This is a genomic window from Neokomagataea tanensis, from assembly GCF_006542335.1.
GTDB lineage: Bacteria > Pseudomonadota > Alphaproteobacteria > Acetobacterales > Acetobacteraceae > Gluconobacter > Gluconobacter tanensis.
The window spans coordinates 1,613,633-1,629,030 of sequence record NZ_CP032485.1; the positions used below are offsets into that span (position 1 = coordinate 1,613,633).

The following is a 15,398-nucleotide window of genomic DNA, read 5'->3' on the forward strand; positions in this document are numbered from 1 at the left end:
GGGTGAGGGGTGTTCTAGCTTTAAACTTGGTGCGACAAAGGGCTGTGTATAAAGATTGAGATAAGTGATTTTAAGATAGATGGACAACATGAGCGCCGATGCCTCCGTACCTCTCGTTGAAACAGGATGGTTCCCGATTTCAGTCAGGATTGAAGGGGCGCGGGTTTTGCTTGTCGGGGGTGGTGAAGTTGCCATCAACAAAGGACGGTTGCTGCTCGATCATGGCGCACGCATTGAGATAGTCGCGGATCGTTTAATACCCGGCGTTCAGGAATGGGTGGAAACAGGCAAGGCTTTGCATGTTGGTGGCCGTGTTGATGAAGCAATGCTTGAGAGGATTATGCCGGGTTGTCGGCTGGTTTATGCCGCAACGGATGACCGGGCCGTAAATCGGGTTGTGGCTGCGATGGCTGATCGTATGGGGATCCCTGTTTGCGCAGTTGATGACCCTGAACCATCGACATTTATTACACCAGCCCAAGTACGTCGTGGGATGGTGCGCGTGTCAATCGCAACGGCAGGTGGCGCGCCAGTATTGGCCCGGCGCTTGCGTCAGGAAATTGAGGCCTGGTTGCCGGAGGGCACGGGGCAGTTGGCGGAATACATGCAGTCTCGTCGTCCAACTGTGTCCGCCCGCTGGCCAGAGACGCAGGACCGAAAGCGCGTCTGGGAAGATTTTTTGGATGGTCCGGGAGCCGATTCAGCACGTGCAGGAGATGTTGCCGCAGCGGACCGTTATTTGCAGAGTTTACTGGATGGTTATGGTCGTACAGGCGAGGTCTGGTTGGTGGGGGCAGGGCCGGGAGATCCTGATCTTCTGACGTTGAAGGCATTGCATTACATGCAAAACGCTGATGTCGTGCTTTACGATAATCTGTTGCCAGCAGTGCTGCTGGGCCGTGTTCGACGGGACGCAGAACTGATTTTTGTCGGTAAAAAGCGTGACAGACACACTCTCCCGCAGGCGGAAATCAATGCTGAGATGGTGCGCCATGCGCGTGCCGGCCAGAGAGTTTTGAGGTTAAAGGGGGGGGACCCCTTTATCTTTGGCCGGGGTGGAGAAGAAATTGAGTCTTTGCTGGAGGCCGGGATACGGTTCCGGGTAGTTCCGGGTATTACGGCGGCTAGCGGTTGTGCGGCTTATGCGGGAATTCCGCTGACACATCGTGAGTGCGCTCAGGCTTGTCTGTTCGTGACGGGCCACGCAAAGGCTGACGGTGTGCTGGACTTGCCGTGGAAGGACATGGCGGATCGTCGGCAGACAGTGGTGATTTATATGGGTATTTCTTCTCTTCAGCGCGCCATGGATGGATTGTGTGAGCACGGGCTGCCGCGTGATTGGCCAGCTGCTATTGTTGAGCGCGGAACACAGCCAGGACAGCGTGTTTTGATTGGAACTGTCGAAACGCTCCCGCGATTGGCACAGGACGCTGGCGTGGCCTCGCCAGCATTGGTGATCGTTGGAAAAGTAGTGGAGCACCGTGTTGTGTCTCCGCAAGACGGGGAATAATGGCGATGCTGCAAGATATTCTTCCCCGTATCGTTGAGGATATGCAGGGCATTGCTGAGCGCGGACAGGTGGCGAATTACATTCCGCCGCTGGCTTGTGTTGATCCCTCTAAATTTGGCATGGCCGTTGTTGAGGCTGATGGGACGTTTCATCGTTTTGGTGATGCAGATGAGCCTTTCTCTATTCAGAGTGTCTCGAAAGTTTTTGGACTAACACTTGCTTTAGATGCTGTAGGGGACAGTCTGTGGCAGCGCGTGCGGCAAGAGCCGTCGGGGAGTGCGTTCAATTCGATTATTCAGCTGGAAAGTGAGCATGGCATCCCGCGCAACCCGTTTATTAATGCGGGTGCTATTGTTGTGTCGGACATTTTAGTTTCATGTTTTGGGCGGGTGGGCGCCGAAAATGCGCTATTAAATCTCTTGCGGCCACTGGCGCGCGACCCTGCATCGGTCGTCATTGATCGGGTGATGGCGCAGCAAGAAGCACAGACGGGTTTCCGCAATTTGGCCCTTGGTAATTACATGCGGAATTTTGATAATATTCTTAATCCAGTTGAGCAAACGCTAGATTTCTATTTTCATCAATGCGCTTTGACGATGAGCTGCGGGCAACTGGCTGAGATGGGGGCCTATCTTATGACCGGGGGGATAAATCCGCGGACAGGGGAGCGCGTTATGTCGACCCGTCAAGCCCAAACAGTTCTCGCGCTTATGATGATGTGCGGGCATTACGATGGCTCGGGCGCGTTTGCCATCCGGGTTGGCCTGCCCGGCAAATCCGGTGTGGGGGGTGGAATCTTGGCCATTACTCCGGGTGTTGCCTCAGTTGCAGTGTGGTCGCCGGGACTGAATGCTCAGGGAAATTCTCTATTAGGTACGTTGGCCTTAGAGCGTTTGGTGCAGGCGACAGGATGGAATGTGTTTCGGGCAAGCGGCCACATGGCCTAGCTTCTTCAAGGGGCTAAAATTTTTTCTGGGTAGGTGCACCATTCCGTCGCGGTACAGCGCCAGCACTCTGGACGGCGAGCTTTGCATACATAGCGGCCATGAAGGATAAGCCAGTGATGGGCGTCCCGTAGCAGGCCTTTTGGGATACGTTTGACGAGCCCGTCTTCGACTTGGCGCGTGTTTGTGCCGGGGGCGAGGCCTGTGCGGTTGCCGATACGAAAAATATGTGTGTCCACGGCCATAGTATCAGCGCCAAAGGCGATGTTCATAACCACATTTGCCGTTTTGCGCCCAACACCGGGTAATGCCTCAAGGGCGTCTCGGTCTGATGGGACTTCCCCACCGTGAAGTGTTAGAAGCTGATCACAAAGTAGGGCTACGTTTTTGGCTTTGCTGCGCCAAAGGCCGATGGTGCGGATGTATTCGCCGATTGTTTCTTCACCAAGGGTGGCCATGCTGCGTGCGTCTGGTGCCCTTTCATACAAAGCGCGTGTTGCTTTGTTGACAGAGACGTCTGTGGCTTGAGCGGATAGTACGACGCTTACGAGTAACTCGAACGTGCTGTTATAGATCAACTCACTTTCCGCGTTGGGATTTGCAGCAGCGAGGGCGCGGATAAAAGCGTCCACGGCTTTCAAAGTCATCGGCTTGGGCGTTTTGGGCTTGGAAGCGCGGGGAGTTTTTGTCGCTATGCGGGTCATGTTGGGGATATTAACGCCTTGGAGAGCGAGAAGCGAGGCTTTCCCATAATGACTGAAAGCGTTTTTATTCAGTGCTGAGCTGTGCCGCAGGGTAGAAGGTCAGAACTACGCCAGTACGGGCTTTGGTTGGACAACTTTCGCCAAACAGAGGGGGCGGCATTGCACAATGTGGTGCTCATCCCCCACAATGGTAACGATCTTTTTCAATAATACTGACTTATGAATAACTGCTCGCGTTGTGGGACAAGAGCGGTGGAGTATCCTGTGTCTGAAGATTCATCTGTCCTGTCAGCTCAACAGCGTGAGGGACGTAAAATTGACATCCCCTTTACGGAAGTTGTCGGCTTTGTCGTGCGGCGGTGGTTGGACCACCCGTCTTTACTGGCGAAGACGTTGGCGGGGGTTTTTATGGCCACGCTGGCAGATATTGCGACACCAGTGCTCGCTGGTCGTCTGGTCAACGATATATCCCAACATACCGCTGGGCCGGGTGCCGTCGTAGATAAGGCCCTGCTGGCATTGCGCGACGACGCAACGCTGATGGTGACGGGGTTAATTGTTCTGGGGTTGGTTGGTCTTTTTGGTCGTCGGTCGTCTTATATTGGTATCTCGCATCTGACGCTGGCCATTATGCAGCGCATTGCTGATACGGCTTTTGCGAGGGTGCAGCGCTTTTCAACAGATTGGCATGCAAATACGTTTGCGGGCTCGACCGTGCGGCGCTTGACGCGCGGTATCTGGGCAATTGACACGCTGGATGACACGCTGCTGCTGTTGATTGTGCCAGAAGTATTGGTGTTGCTAGGTACGACGGTCGTGTTGGCAGTACGTTCGCCATTAATGGGTGCGGCTCTCGGTATTTTCGTCGTTTTATTTGCTTGGCTCTCAATCGTGCTTACGCTGCGTTATGTGGCACCAACCGCGCGTGCAGCTAATGCTTGGGACACCAAGATGGGGGCCGCAATGGCGGATGCGGTGACGTGTAACGCCGTTGTCCGGGCTTTTGGCGCAGAAGCGCGCGAGGAAAAACGTCTGCATCGTGTGATTCGCGGCTGGCGTGGGCGGACTTTACAGACATGGATACGTGGCACCAATAGCGCGAACCTCCAAGCTCTAGCGTCCCTTGGCATGCGGATGTTGATGATAGGTTTGGCGGTCTGGCTTTGGTGGCAAGGTAAAGCCGGGCCGGGCGATATCGCTTATGTTTTGACGATGGTGTTTCTTATTCAGGGTTACTTGCGTGATCTTGGCCAGCAGGTGAGTCAGGTCCAGCGTGCGGTGAATGAGATGGAAGAGTTGGTGGCTGTCTTCCAGCGTGAGCCTGCCATAGCGGACCCAGTAAAGCCGGAGGCGTTAAATATTAAGCGCGGCGAAATTCGCTTTGAGCATGTCCGCTTCTGTTATCCGGGCCAGAAAAAAGCACTTTACGAGAATTTGGATCTGACCATTCAGGCAGGTTCGCGTGTTGCTTTGGTCGGACCAAGTGGTTCTGGGAAAACAACATTAACAAAGCTGCTTCAGCGTTTGTATGATGTGACCGATGGGCGTGTTTTGGTGGATGGGCAGAATATTGCTCACGTCAGGCAGTCTGACCTTCGTGCGCGTATTGCGATTGTCCCGCAAGAGCCGATCTTGTTTCATCGTACTTTGGCGGAAAATATTGCTTACGCACGGCCTAGCGCCTCGCGTGAGGAGATAGAACAGGCAGCAGCGCAGGCTAATGCATCTTCTTTTATTGAACGCTTGCCTGAGGGTTACGACACGATGGTTGGCGAGCGAGGCGTCAAGCTCTCCGGGGGAGAGCGGCAACGTGTTGCTATCGCACGTGCCTTTCTCGCGGATGCTCCTATCTTGGTGTTCGACGAGGCAACATCTAGCCTTGATTCGGAATCAGAGGCGCAGGTGCAAGATGCCATGCGGCGCTTGATGAAGGATCGTACAGTGATTGTCATCGCGCACCGTTTGTCGACGGTTGTCGAGTTGGACCGCCTCTTGGTGTTCAGCCAAGGTGAGTTGCGAGAGGACGGCACGCACGCGGAGCTTGTGGCGCAAGAGAGTGGTATTTATCGCCGTTTGTACGAGTTGCAGTCGCTGGAAGGGTGATGCTGCCCTACAGTGCCAGCGGCTTTAATTAGCGTAGAGCCAGCGTGTCAGCAGTAGCGCGCCGATAAACACGGTTGAAACCGACAGGGCGGATACTGTGAGAAGGCGTAGGTTGTTCTGCATAAGGCTTCGTGGATTAACGCGGAGCCCTAGTGCCGCCATGGCGAGTACCGTTAGAAAGGTTGCCGATTGTTGGAGAATGATAAGTGCTTGTTCAGGAATTGCCCCGACTGAACGGCAAAGCATGAGAATGAAGAACCCAGGAATGTACCATGGGACAAGACGCTGTAGGGGAAGTTTCTCTGCCTCCGTCTGACGGGGCATTAGAAGCGCGAGTACCAGGCAGACGGGGCCGAGAAGCAGCACACGACCAAGCTTAACAAACATTCCTGTTTGAATGGCCATGATACCAACAGGATTAGTCGCGGCGACCACTTGCGGCACGGCGTATACTGTCAGGCCTGATAAAGTACCATATGCCGGTGCTGATAAGCCGAGGATGGGCGCCAAAAGTGGAAGCGCAACAACCAGAGCCGTACCTAAAAGCGCTGTGATGGTTATGCACGCGGTAATATCTGTTTCTTTGGCTTTCACGACCGGGGCGACAGCAATAATAGCAGAATTGCCGCAAATTGCGTTGCCGCAGGCAATTAATGCTGAGCGTTGAAATGAGAGTCCAAACAGGCGACCGATGATTAAGCCTGAGCTTATGGTACCTACAACTAAAGCAACAATGCTAGCGAGGATGTAGGGGCTAGCCGTCCAAAGGGTTTTGGCGCTGATGGAGGCACCTAAAAGTAGAATAGAGCACTCCAGCAACGGTTTGGAGCAGAACTGCACCCCTTTTATTGTCCGTTCGTCTGCTGTGAAAAACGAGGGTGTTAAAGTCCCTATGACTATGGCGAGATTGAGTGCCTCAACCCATGCTTTCCCGAAAACCAAACGCTCCAGATGCTCAATTTCGTAAGCGCTACCAGAGACGAGCAGACAGAGGAGTACACCGGGAATGAGACCCGCTGGAACCGAGATGTTCTCTGCTGTGCTGATGGTGGTGTGTTGTGATGGCATGTTTGGTCCCCTCCGCCAGTGCGTTGTGTTTACACAGGGTATGACCAATTAATCCAACGTATCATTTGAATTATTTTAATCGATATTTTTGATGATTTAAAACATGATGAGACCATGACTTTAGAGCAATTAAAGGTTTTTCTGGCTGTAGCGGAGCGCGAGCATATGACTGCTGCAGCTCAGGCGATGAATATGACGCAATCGGCGGTTTCATCCGCCATTGCAGCGCTTGAAGGGCGGCACGGCGTGAAGCTGTTTCATAGAGTTGGGCGTGGTATTTGCCTGACTGAGGCGGGTCGCCTTTTTGCTGTGGAGGCACGGGCTGTGCTAGCGCGCGCTGACGCTGCGGAGCAGGCTCTGGCGTCTTTGAGTGGTTTGCACTACGGGACCTTAAAAATCGTCGCTAGTCAGACCATAGCGGGATATTGGCTTCCCGCTGTTCTGGCCGCGTTTCGCGGGCGCTACCCGCGCATAGCTGTGGAAGTTTTGGTTGGGAACACGGAGCAGGCTGCCCAACATGTTTTGGATGGGCGTGTTGATCTTGGAATTGTGGAAGGGCAGGTCAACGAGCCAGCTCTTGCCAGTTGGCCCGTTGGAGAAGACCGACTGGTGCTTGTGCAGAATACCGCGACGACGGAAACAATCGATGCGCTTTGGTTGAGTAAAGCACGTTGGGTGATGCGCGAGAGCGGGTCAGGTACACGCTCATCCTTGGATAGAGCTTTGATGCAGCAAGGCGTAGTGCCTGAAAGTCTCGATATTTCTCTCGTTTTGCCGTCCAACGAGAGCGTGCGTACCGCGGTTGAGGCTGGGGGCGGTGTGGCCGCGCTCTCTTTTTTCGTAGTGGAACATGCCCTGAAGGCGGGGCGTCTACATGCTTTGCCTTACAATTTGGGGGTTAGACCTTTTTATGGGCTGCGCCATAAGGAGCGGTACCGTAGTGCAGCGGCTGAAGCTCTTTTGAAGATGCTGTAGCGGGCTAGCCACGGGATATTGTTTTCAAACACCCGCTCTGGGGGAGAAAATCCGCAACTTTACCTTGCTGTGTATGGCTGTGCGTGGTTTTGGAGCGGGACACTTTTGCTCCGTTTTTGAGGTTCCATGATTCGGCTCGATAATATCAGTAAGCGCAATGGCCACCGGGTCATTTTCATTGAGGCATCGGCCGCTCTCTTAAAGGGAGAAAAGATTGGTCTGGTCGGGCCGAACGGGGCAGGAAAAACAACACTCTTTCGTTTGGTGGCGGGGCAAGAAATCCCGGATGACGGGCAAGTACTCGTTGATCGGGGTGTATCGATTGGTTTCTTCAATCAGGACGTTGGGGAAATGCAAGGCCGTAGCGCCGTCGCCGAGGTCATGAACGGTGCTGGCCCCGTTGCAGAAACAGGGGCTGAACTAGCTGAACTGGAAGCTGCATTAGCCGACCCCGAACGGATGGACGAACTTGACTCCATTCTCGAACGGTTTGGCGAAGTGCAGGCCCGTTTCGAGGAGTTGGGCGGTTATGCGCTGGATGGCCGGGCAAGAGAGATTTTGCACGGTCTTGGTTTCTCCCAAGAAATGATGGACGGAGATGTGGGCCGTTTGTCTGGGGGATGGAAGATGCGCGTTGCTTTGGCGCGTATTCTGCTCATGAAGCCTGACGTGATGTTGCTTGATGAGCCGAGCAACCACTTGGACCTTGAAAGTTTGATTTGGCTGGAAAAGTTTCTGTCCGGCTACGATGGTGCGTTGCTCATGACGTCGCATGACCGGGCGTTTATGAACCGGATTATCGATAAAGTTATTGAAATCGATGGGGGGACGTTAACGAGCTTCTCTGGCGATTATGAGTTTTACGAGCAGCAGCGCGCCCAGAATGAAAAGCAGCAGCAGGCTCAGTTCGAACGTCAGCAAGCAATGCTGGCTAAAGAAATTGCTTTTATTGAGCGTTTTAAAGCACGGGCATCTCATGCAGCGCAGGTGCAGAGCCGCGTTAAGAAACTCGATAAGATCGATCGTGTAGAGCCGCCAAAGCGCAGGCAGGCAATGTCGTTTACTTTCCGTCCTGCTCCGCGTTCAGGAGATGCGGTGGCCACGCTGCGCAGCGTCGATAAGCGGTATGGTTCTCGGGTTATTTACGATGGCTTGGATGTCCTTATTCGGCGGCAAGAGCGTATTTGCGTTCTTGGGGTGAATGGTGCAGGCAAATCTACGTTACTGAAGCTTGCCGCAGGAGCTATTGAGCCGGATGCAGGTAGCGTAGCGCTTGGGGGCGGGGTAAAGCTCGGTTACTTTGCTCAGCACGCAATGGATTTGTTGGACGGTGACGCAACAATTTTCGAGTTGCTGGAATCAAACTTTCCGCAGGCTGGGCAAGCGTCTCTTCGTGCGCTGGCGGGTGGTTTTGGCTTCTCGGGCGATGATATCGACAAACCTTGCCGTGTTTTGTCCGGCGGTGAAAAAGCACGGCTTGTCATGGCAGTGATGTTGTATGATCCGCCGAACTTCCTTGTTTTGGATGAGCCAACCAACCACTTGGACATTGCCACGAAAGAAATGCTGATTAATGCGCTGCAGGATTATGAGGGAACAATGCTTTTTGTTTCCCATGACAGGCATTTCTTGGCGGCTCTCTCAAACCGGGTGCTGGAAGTGACGCCCGGCGGGCTTCAGCGTTATGAAGGTGGTTACAGCGAGTATGTGGAGCGGACTGGCCGAGAGGCACCAGGCCTGCACGAGTAATGAAAACTACTTTGACTGGCCTAAAAAATAGGCCGGTCAAAGTGTTGCTAAGGCGGAGTCACTCTGGGCTGAAGACGCATACGCATCAGCCAGCCCAGTGGTTATCGCCTTTAGCCCTCGACGCACTCGGTTAGAAAGCGTGCAAGCGCTTTGCCGCGGTGGCTCAGCGTATTCTTCTCGCTTTCTGGCATTTCAGCGAAGGTGCGTGTCTCGCCTTCTGGTACAAACATTGGGTCATAGCCGTGGCCATGTTCTCCCCGGGGTGGCCAGACAGTGTGCCCATGACATTCACCGCGAACTGAGCGTGTTTCGCCGTTAGGCCAGGCGAGGCAAAGAACTGCGACGAATGATGCTGCGCGATTAGGGTTATCGCCTGCTTCGGCCTGCACGCGGTTCATGGCGACATGCATGTCTTTTTCCGGTCCGCCCCAACGCGCGGAATAGATCCCGGGCTGGCCGTTAAGGGCTGCAACACAAAAGCCGGAATCGTCTGCCAGAGCTGGCAAACCGGATGCCTGCGCGGCAGCAAGAGCTTTTATCGCTGCATTGCCCTCAAAGCTCTCTGCGGTTTCGTCAGGTTCGGGCAGGTTGAGCTCTGCCGCTGACAAGACGGTAATGCCCGTTTGAGCCAGAAGCATTGAAAATTCACGCAATTTGCCTGCGTTGTGACTGGCAAGCACGATTTTGGCACCTTTTTCCAGGATGCGTGTGCTTTGCGCTTCAGCCATTGTAATTTTCCAGTGCTAAGTTTTGCACGTCAAACAACTTGCCTGTGCCAATTTTTGCGAGGCGCAGGAGTTCAAAGAATTCAGCTTCCTCGAAGGGTGATTCTTCTGCGGTGCCTTGGATTTCAACAATCCCACCCTTGGATGTAAGGACAAAATTTGTGTCAGCTTGTGCGCTGCTATCCTCAATGTAGTCTAGGTCCAGAACCGCGCCGGAGCTGGTAAGGCCGCATGAAACAGCGGCGACTTGTGCGGTCAAAACCTTTGAAAGATTAGCTTTCTTCAGAGCAATAGCCAGTGCAACCCACGCGCCGGTGATGGAGGCGCAGCGTGTGCCGCCATCTGCGTTAAGCACATCGCAATCAAGCGTAATGGTACGCTCACCAAGTTTTTTGAGATCTACACATGCCCGTAATGCCCGGCCGATAAGGCGCTGAATTTCTTGTGTGCGGCCGGATTGTTTGCCTTTGGCCGCTTCGCGGTTACCGCGCGTGTGTGTTGCGCGGGGCAGCATGCCGTATTCCGCTGTGATCCAGCCTTGTCCTTTATTGCGTAGGAAGGGTGGGACGCGGTCTTCAATGGAGGCTGTGCACAACACTTCTGTTCCACCGACGCGGATCAGAGCGGAGCCCTCAGCATGGCGTGCGAAGCCAAGTTCGATGGTTACGGGGCGGTTCTCATCTGCAGCCCGACCGGAAGGGCGGGGGGTGTTTGATGCGTTGCTCACGAGGCGTTCCTGTCATTCTATTTTCCCTCGCGTCTAGAGCATGTTCGGCGCGAGGGGAACAGGGCAGGTTAAAACTCTACGGCCGGGTCTGTCTCAATCGGTCGTTTTCTTGTCTAGTTTGCGTGCGGTATTGGAGGGGGTGTGTTGCTCGAGAGGTCCTTGGAATAAATTTTTCATGGGGCGGATAGTTAATTGTATGTCCGTTATGTAAGTAATAAAGATGCTCGTCTTACTGTTGTATCGTATAATATATTTGAAATGGCTGGGTAAAAAAGGATTTGTAGGGCGCGCTGAGAGTTAAAAGATACAAAGATAATCTGAAAAAACCTTTGTCCTTGCCGTGCCTGACCGTGGTTGCGAAAGGGAGAAATTCTCCTGTGGTAAGAGCATGGCATAGTGTACTCTAGGGGGAGTTATTTTTTTACAAAGGTATCTCATGCCCGGGCGTAACCCACCGTTTCTGCACGCGTCTGCGGCTTTTCCTGCCGGGTTGGGGGAGCGCGAAGCTGCCATTCTACGGGAAATCGTAGCGGAGTATGTGGAAACGGGAGAGCCTATTGGTAGCCGTACGCTCTCGCAGCGTTTGCAGCCCGCGCTTTCTCCTGCGACGATCCGAAACGCTATGGCGGACTTGGCCCGTGCTGGGTTGCTGTTTAGTCCCCATGTTTCTGCTGGGCGTTTGCCTACAGAAAAAGGGGTGCGTTTATGGGTCGAGGGGTTGGTTCAATTCGGTAGCCTTACAGCCGAGGACCAAGCGAGTATTGACCAGCTTTTGGAAATTAATGGTCGATCTTACCAAGAAATATTGTCCGAAGTGTCATCAATGCTGTCAGGACTGTCTTCAGGGGCGGGGTTGGTTTTGGCGCCGAAAGCGGATGCCTTTCTGAAACATATTGAATTTGTTCCGTTGGGAAATGGCCGGGCATTGGTCATTCTTGTTGGCGCCGATGGACAGGTTGAAAATCGCATCATTGAGCTCCCAGCAGGTTTGCCTCCTTCTGCCTTGGTAGAGGCCGGCAATTATCTGACGGCTCATTTGGGGGGTGTAACGCTAGGGACGCTTCAGGAGCGTATCCGTACGGAAATGGCTGCCAATCAGCACGAATTAGACGCTTTGACTGCAGGAATGATTAAAAGCGGGCTGGGTACGTGGGACGCCGACGCGGGAACCCTGTTCGTACGGGGGCAGAGTAAGCTCTTGGCAGATGTGACTGAACTGGAGCGTTTGACAACCGTCCGGTTGCTGTTTGAGCAACTGGAAACGCAGGATACAATGTTGGAACTGCTGAACATTGCAGCCTCGTCCGACGGTGTGCGTATTTTTATTGGAAGCGAAAGTGGGATGTTCGGCATGTCTGGCATGTCGATGATTGTCGCCCCTGCGAGAAATGAAGCGCAGCGGATTGTTGGGGCTATCGGGGTGATAGGACCGACGCGTCTGAATTACGGGCGGATTGTGCCGGTAGTGGATTATACCGCCCGTCTGGTCGGGCGCTTACTCGGGTAAGCGCCCGGCGGTATTAAGCTCTTTTATTCGTCGTCTGAGTCCGGGTCTGGTGCTGTCAGCATTGAGTCAACGACAACGCCAGCTTGTGCCCGGATGCGGCGCTCAATTTCTGTGGCCATTTCAGGGTTGTTCCGCAGGAATTGTTTGGCGTTTTCACGGCCTTGCCCAATGCGTTGGCTATCAAACGAGAACCATGCTCCGGATTTTTCAACAATGTTTGCTTTGACGCCAAGGTCCAGCAACTCGCCCATCTTGCTGACGCCTTCGCCATACATGATGTCGAATTCCACTTGGCGGAATGGGGGCGCCATTTTGTTTTTGACAACTTTGACGCGGGTTTGGTTTCCGACGACTTCGTCTTTGTCTTTGATTGAGCCGATGCGCCGAATATCCATACGAATGGAGGAATAGAATTTCAGTGCATTGCCGCCAGTTGTAGTTTCAGGGCTGCCGAACATCACGCCGATTTTCATACGGATCTGGTTAAGGAAGATAACCAGCGTATTAGAGCGGGAGACCGTGCCCGTCAGTTTACGGAGGGCTTGGCTCATCAGACGTGCGTGAAGGCCGACGTGGCTGTCGCCCATATCGCCTTCTAATTCCGCGCGGGGTACGAGGGCGGCTACAGAGTCCACAACAAGAACGTCAACTGCGCCAGAGCGTACGAGCGTATCAGCGATTTCGAGCGCCTGTTCACCGGCGTCTGGCTGGCTGAGGAGCAGATCATCAATGTTAACGCCAAGCTTCTGGGCGTAGCCGGGGTCGAGTGCGTGTTCCGCGTCAATGAACGCGACTGTGCCGCCTTTTTTCTGGGCTTCGGCTAGGACATGAAGGGCAAGGGTAGTTTTGCCGGAGCTTTCAGGGCCATAGATTTCGACAATACGGCCACGGGGCAGTCCACCGATACCAAGTCCAATATCCAGCCCGAGTGAGCCAGTGGAAATGACGTCTGCCTGTTCTTTGGGGCGTTGGCCCATACGCATGATCGAGCCTTTGCCGAATGCGCGTTCGATCTGGCTAAGTGCGCCTTCAAGTGCTTTGGTCTTGTCCATTCGATCCTCGTTTTGGTCGATCATGTCGTTCTTGAACACGATAGACTGCTTTTCTAGGTGCCGCCTAGAGGTGGTGGCGGGCATGGCCTAATGTTTTCTATGTTCTCACAATGTTCTTATTAAATATGCTCTATCACCCCAGACGCCAAGGGGAGATTTAAGAGTTTCGGAAGATTATCGTACGGGGGTAGAGAGATGGGCGGGTTGTTTCAGACGCCAAACGTAACTGATAACGGCCGCTACCGCTCGGAAATGCTCAGCCGGCACTTCACTTTCCAGAGGTAAGGCATGCAGTGCGCGCGCTAAGGGCGGATTGGGAACGATAGGAATGCGTTTGTCCTGCGCGATTTCACGGATGCGCGCAGCGACATCATCCATGCCTTTGGCAACAATTTTTGGGGCTCCGGCAGCGCCCTTCTCATACTGTAAAGCGACAGCGTAATGCGTAGGGTTGGTGATGATGACTGTGGCGTTTTCTACGGCTTCTTTCATTCGCTCTTTAGCGGCACGCGCACGAAGGGCTTTAAGGCGGCCTTTGACGTGCGGGTCACCCTCCGAGTTGCGATGCTCTTCTTTAAGCTCTTCCCGACTCATTTTGAGTTTTGCGGTATGGCGGTAGCGCGTCCAGAAAACGTCTGCCCCACTGAAAACAAGCTGGGCGCTCACCATAAGGAGGCAGGCATGAAAAGCCTGCCGGCTGAGCAGCGGCAGGATGTTTGGCAAAGAGAGGCCAACCATTGCTTTCAGACCGGGCGTTGTTTGGCGCATTTCGTGGAAGATAATAAAACCGAAGATGCTTAATTTGCCGAGCGTTTTTAATGTTTCGGTTATGGCATGCCCGCCAATTAGGCGTTTAAGGCCGCTTAGCGGAGAAACGCGGGAAAATTTTGGCGCGATCCCTGACGGTGAAAGCAAAAAGCCGGTTTGTAGCAAGCCAGTACCGACAGAGGTAACAAGTGCGATGCAAGCGGGTATCAGGGCTAATTTAAGGCCGGTCGTGAGGGCGTTTTTAACCTCCGGTGATTGTGTGAGTGATGCGGAGGGTAGAGTGCCAGCCTGCTGCATCAAAGATGTCATGCTGTGCATAAAATCAGGGAGCATGAATGGGAGCGCCAAAAAAACACTGATAGTGCCCCCAAAAAGAGAGGCAGTGCTCATAGCTTCGCGTGAGAAAGCGATTTGGCCATCTTCGCGCGCTTTGCGCAGGCGTTGTTCTGAGGGGGCTTCTGTCCGATCTTCCGCGTCTGACATGGGTTAGAGCCCCGGCAGTGCGTTAAGGACGTCAAAAGTTTGATTTTGCCAGAAGACCAACACGGTTTCGAGCGTGAGGCCAAGCAGTGCAAGACCACCCAGTATTTGCAAAGGACTCAAAACTGTCGAGATTTGAAGGCTCGGGAGTAGGCGGCTGATGATACCCATCAAAGCCTGCCAGACGAGCGACAGGATTAAAAATGGTGCGCTCAACTCCAGGGCAAGGGTAAAGCCGCGCTCTGTGAGCGTGATGATGCTCTGTGTGGTGTCTGCGATAAGCGAGAAGTGTTGGGGCTGTAAGGCCACCCCACCCAGAGGAATAATGGTATAGCTGCCGGTGAGGGCTCGAATAGGCAGAATGTAAGCGCCGCTAATAAGTAGAAGGAGCGGAGCCAAAATATTGAAAAAACGCGCAGGTGCAGAGCTGCCGGATCCGAGGTCAGGATCAGGTTGTAAAACACTGGATAGGCCGATGAATAATGCGATCATTTGGCCCGCTATGGGTAAAGCCAGAACGATGAGTCGGGCCATCCAGCCGATAGTAATGCCTGCGAAAAGCTCAACCGCTATCATGGCGGCAAGAGCGATGGCGGATGTTGTGTCAGGGCTGGTCGTGGTGAGATGCGGCGCGACGATAGGGGCAATGAGCAAGGTTGTTGTCAGTGCAATCCCAGCGCGTAGCGTCATGGGCAGTGATTGCTCACCTAAGCCAGGTAAGACCAAAATAGCGGCGCTTACACGGCAGAGTACAAGAAGAAAAATAGTGCATGTGCCAGCCAGCGCATCTGGTGTGAGGGGCAGGGCCGAAGTCATGTCCCGCCAACGAGAATGAGCTGGTCGAAGAGGTGGTGCGTAAAGGTGATGAGTGTGCTGCTCATGAAGGAACCCGCCAGAAGCAGAACGGCACCAATGGCAAGAATTTTGGGGACAAAGGATAGTGTGGCTTCGTTGATTTGGGTAACGGCCTGAAACAGGGAAATAATGAGCCCCACAACGAGGGCAGTGAGCAGTGCTGGAGCGCTCAGCTTTAAAACGACAAGAAAAGTCTGTTCCAGAAGCGCTCTGATATCGATGTTCTGCACC

General features: G+C 53.7%; 14 protein-coding genes. 6 read left to right on the forward strand and 8 right to left on the reverse strand.

Annotated elements, in window-relative coordinates; genetic code table 11:
• The first annotated feature begins 88 nt into the window (after positions 1–88).
• A complete protein-coding gene (gene cysG / locus D5366_RS07370; protein WP_141492924.1) occupies positions 89–1,510 on the forward strand; it encodes a siroheme synthase CysG in 1,422 nt (473 codons plus the stop codon).
• Positions 1,510–2,457: a glutaminase gene (locus D5366_RS07375; RefSeq protein ID WP_141492925.1), complete on the forward strand. Its 948-nt coding sequence runs from the start codon at positions 1,510–1,512 to the stop codon at positions 2,455–2,457. The genes cysG and D5366_RS07375 overlap by 1 nt, the downstream gene beginning before the upstream one ends.
• A gap of 5 nt (positions 2,458–2,462) precedes the next feature.
• Here the strand turns inward: D5366_RS07375 and nth are convergent, their stop codons facing one another.
• Positions 2,463–3,101 carry an endonuclease III gene (nth, locus tag D5366_RS07380; protein ID WP_141493891.1) on the reverse strand — a complete coding sequence of 213 codons (639 nt, stop codon included), beginning with the start codon at positions 3,099–3,101 and terminating at the stop codon, positions 2,463–2,465.
• Positions 3,102–3,377: 276 nt separating this feature from the next.
• On the opposite strand from nth, the gene D5366_RS07385 reads away from it, so the two are divergent.
• On the forward strand, positions 3,378–5,261 hold the full coding sequence (locus tag D5366_RS07385) for an ABC transporter ATP-binding protein (protein WP_205839576.1): 1,884 nt from the start codon (positions 3,378–3,380) through the stop codon (positions 5,259–5,261).
• Positions 5,262–5,285: 24 nt separating this feature from the next.
• On the opposite strand, the gene D5366_RS07390 is transcribed toward D5366_RS07385, so the two are convergent.
• The gene (locus D5366_RS07390) at positions 5,286–6,329 is read right to left on the reverse strand and encodes a YeiH family protein (RefSeq protein WP_141492927.1); all 1,044 of its coding nucleotides are present in this window, start codon (positions 6,327–6,329) and stop codon (positions 5,286–5,288) included.
• A gap of 114 nt (positions 6,330–6,443) precedes the next feature.
• Here D5366_RS07390 and D5366_RS07395 point away from each other — a divergent pair, with 114 nt between their 5' ends.
• Positions 6,444–7,304 carry a LysR family transcriptional regulator gene (locus D5366_RS07395; RefSeq protein WP_141492928.1) on the forward strand — a complete coding sequence of 287 codons (861 nt, stop codon included), beginning with the start codon at positions 6,444–6,446 and terminating at the stop codon, positions 7,302–7,304.
• A 126-nt stretch (positions 7,305–7,430) separates the two neighbouring features.
• Positions 7,431–9,053, forward strand: a complete 1,623-nt coding sequence (locus D5366_RS07400) for an ABC-F family ATP-binding cassette domain-containing protein (RefSeq protein WP_141492929.1) — start codon at positions 7,431–7,433, stop codon at positions 9,051–9,053.
• Positions 9,054–9,163: 110 nt separating this feature from the next.
• Here the strand turns inward: D5366_RS07400 and rdgB are convergent, their stop codons facing one another.
• A complete protein-coding gene (rdgB, locus tag D5366_RS07405) occupies positions 9,164–9,781 on the reverse strand; it encodes an RdgB/HAM1 family non-canonical purine NTP pyrophosphatase (protein ID WP_141492930.1) in 618 nt (205 codons plus the stop codon).
• Positions 9,774–10,505 carry a ribonuclease PH gene (rph, locus tag D5366_RS07410; protein ID WP_141492931.1) on the reverse strand — a complete coding sequence of 244 codons (732 nt, stop codon included), beginning with the start codon at positions 10,503–10,505 and terminating at the stop codon, positions 9,774–9,776. Before rph ends, rdgB begins: the two co-directional genes overlap by 8 nt.
• A 436-nt stretch (positions 10,506–10,941) precedes the next feature.
• On the opposite strand from rph, the gene hrcA reads away from it, so the two are divergent.
• Entirely contained in the window at positions 10,942–12,012 is a 1,071-nt protein-coding gene (gene hrcA / locus D5366_RS07415; RefSeq protein ID WP_141492932.1) for a heat-inducible transcriptional repressor HrcA, read from the forward strand.
• Between the two features lie 23 nt (positions 12,013–12,035).
• Here the strand turns inward: hrcA and recA are convergent, their stop codons facing one another.
• The 4 genes from recA to fliQ form a co-directional block, all read right to left on the reverse strand.
• Positions 12,036–13,064 carry a recombinase RecA gene (recA, locus tag D5366_RS07420; protein WP_141493892.1) on the reverse strand — a complete coding sequence of 343 codons (1,029 nt, stop codon included), beginning with the start codon at positions 13,062–13,064 and terminating at the stop codon, positions 12,036–12,038.
• A gap of 174 nt (positions 13,065–13,238) precedes the next feature.
• Entirely contained in the window at positions 13,239–14,315 is a 1,077-nt protein-coding gene (locus D5366_RS07425; RefSeq protein ID WP_141492933.1) for an EscU/YscU/HrcU family type III secretion system export apparatus switch protein, read from the reverse strand.
• Between the two features lie 3 nt (positions 14,316–14,318).
• On the reverse strand, positions 14,319–15,128 hold the full coding sequence (locus D5366_RS07430) for a flagellar biosynthetic protein FliR (RefSeq protein ID WP_141492934.1): 810 nt from the start codon (positions 15,126–15,128) through the stop codon (positions 14,319–14,321).
• Positions 15,125–15,397 (reverse strand): flagellar biosynthesis protein FliQ, encoded by a 273-nt coding sequence (gene fliQ / locus D5366_RS07435; protein WP_141492935.1) that lies wholly within the window; start codon positions 15,395–15,397, stop codon positions 15,125–15,127. The genes D5366_RS07430 and fliQ overlap by 4 nt, the downstream gene beginning before the upstream one ends.
• Between the last annotated feature and the right edge of the window lies 1 nt (position 15,398).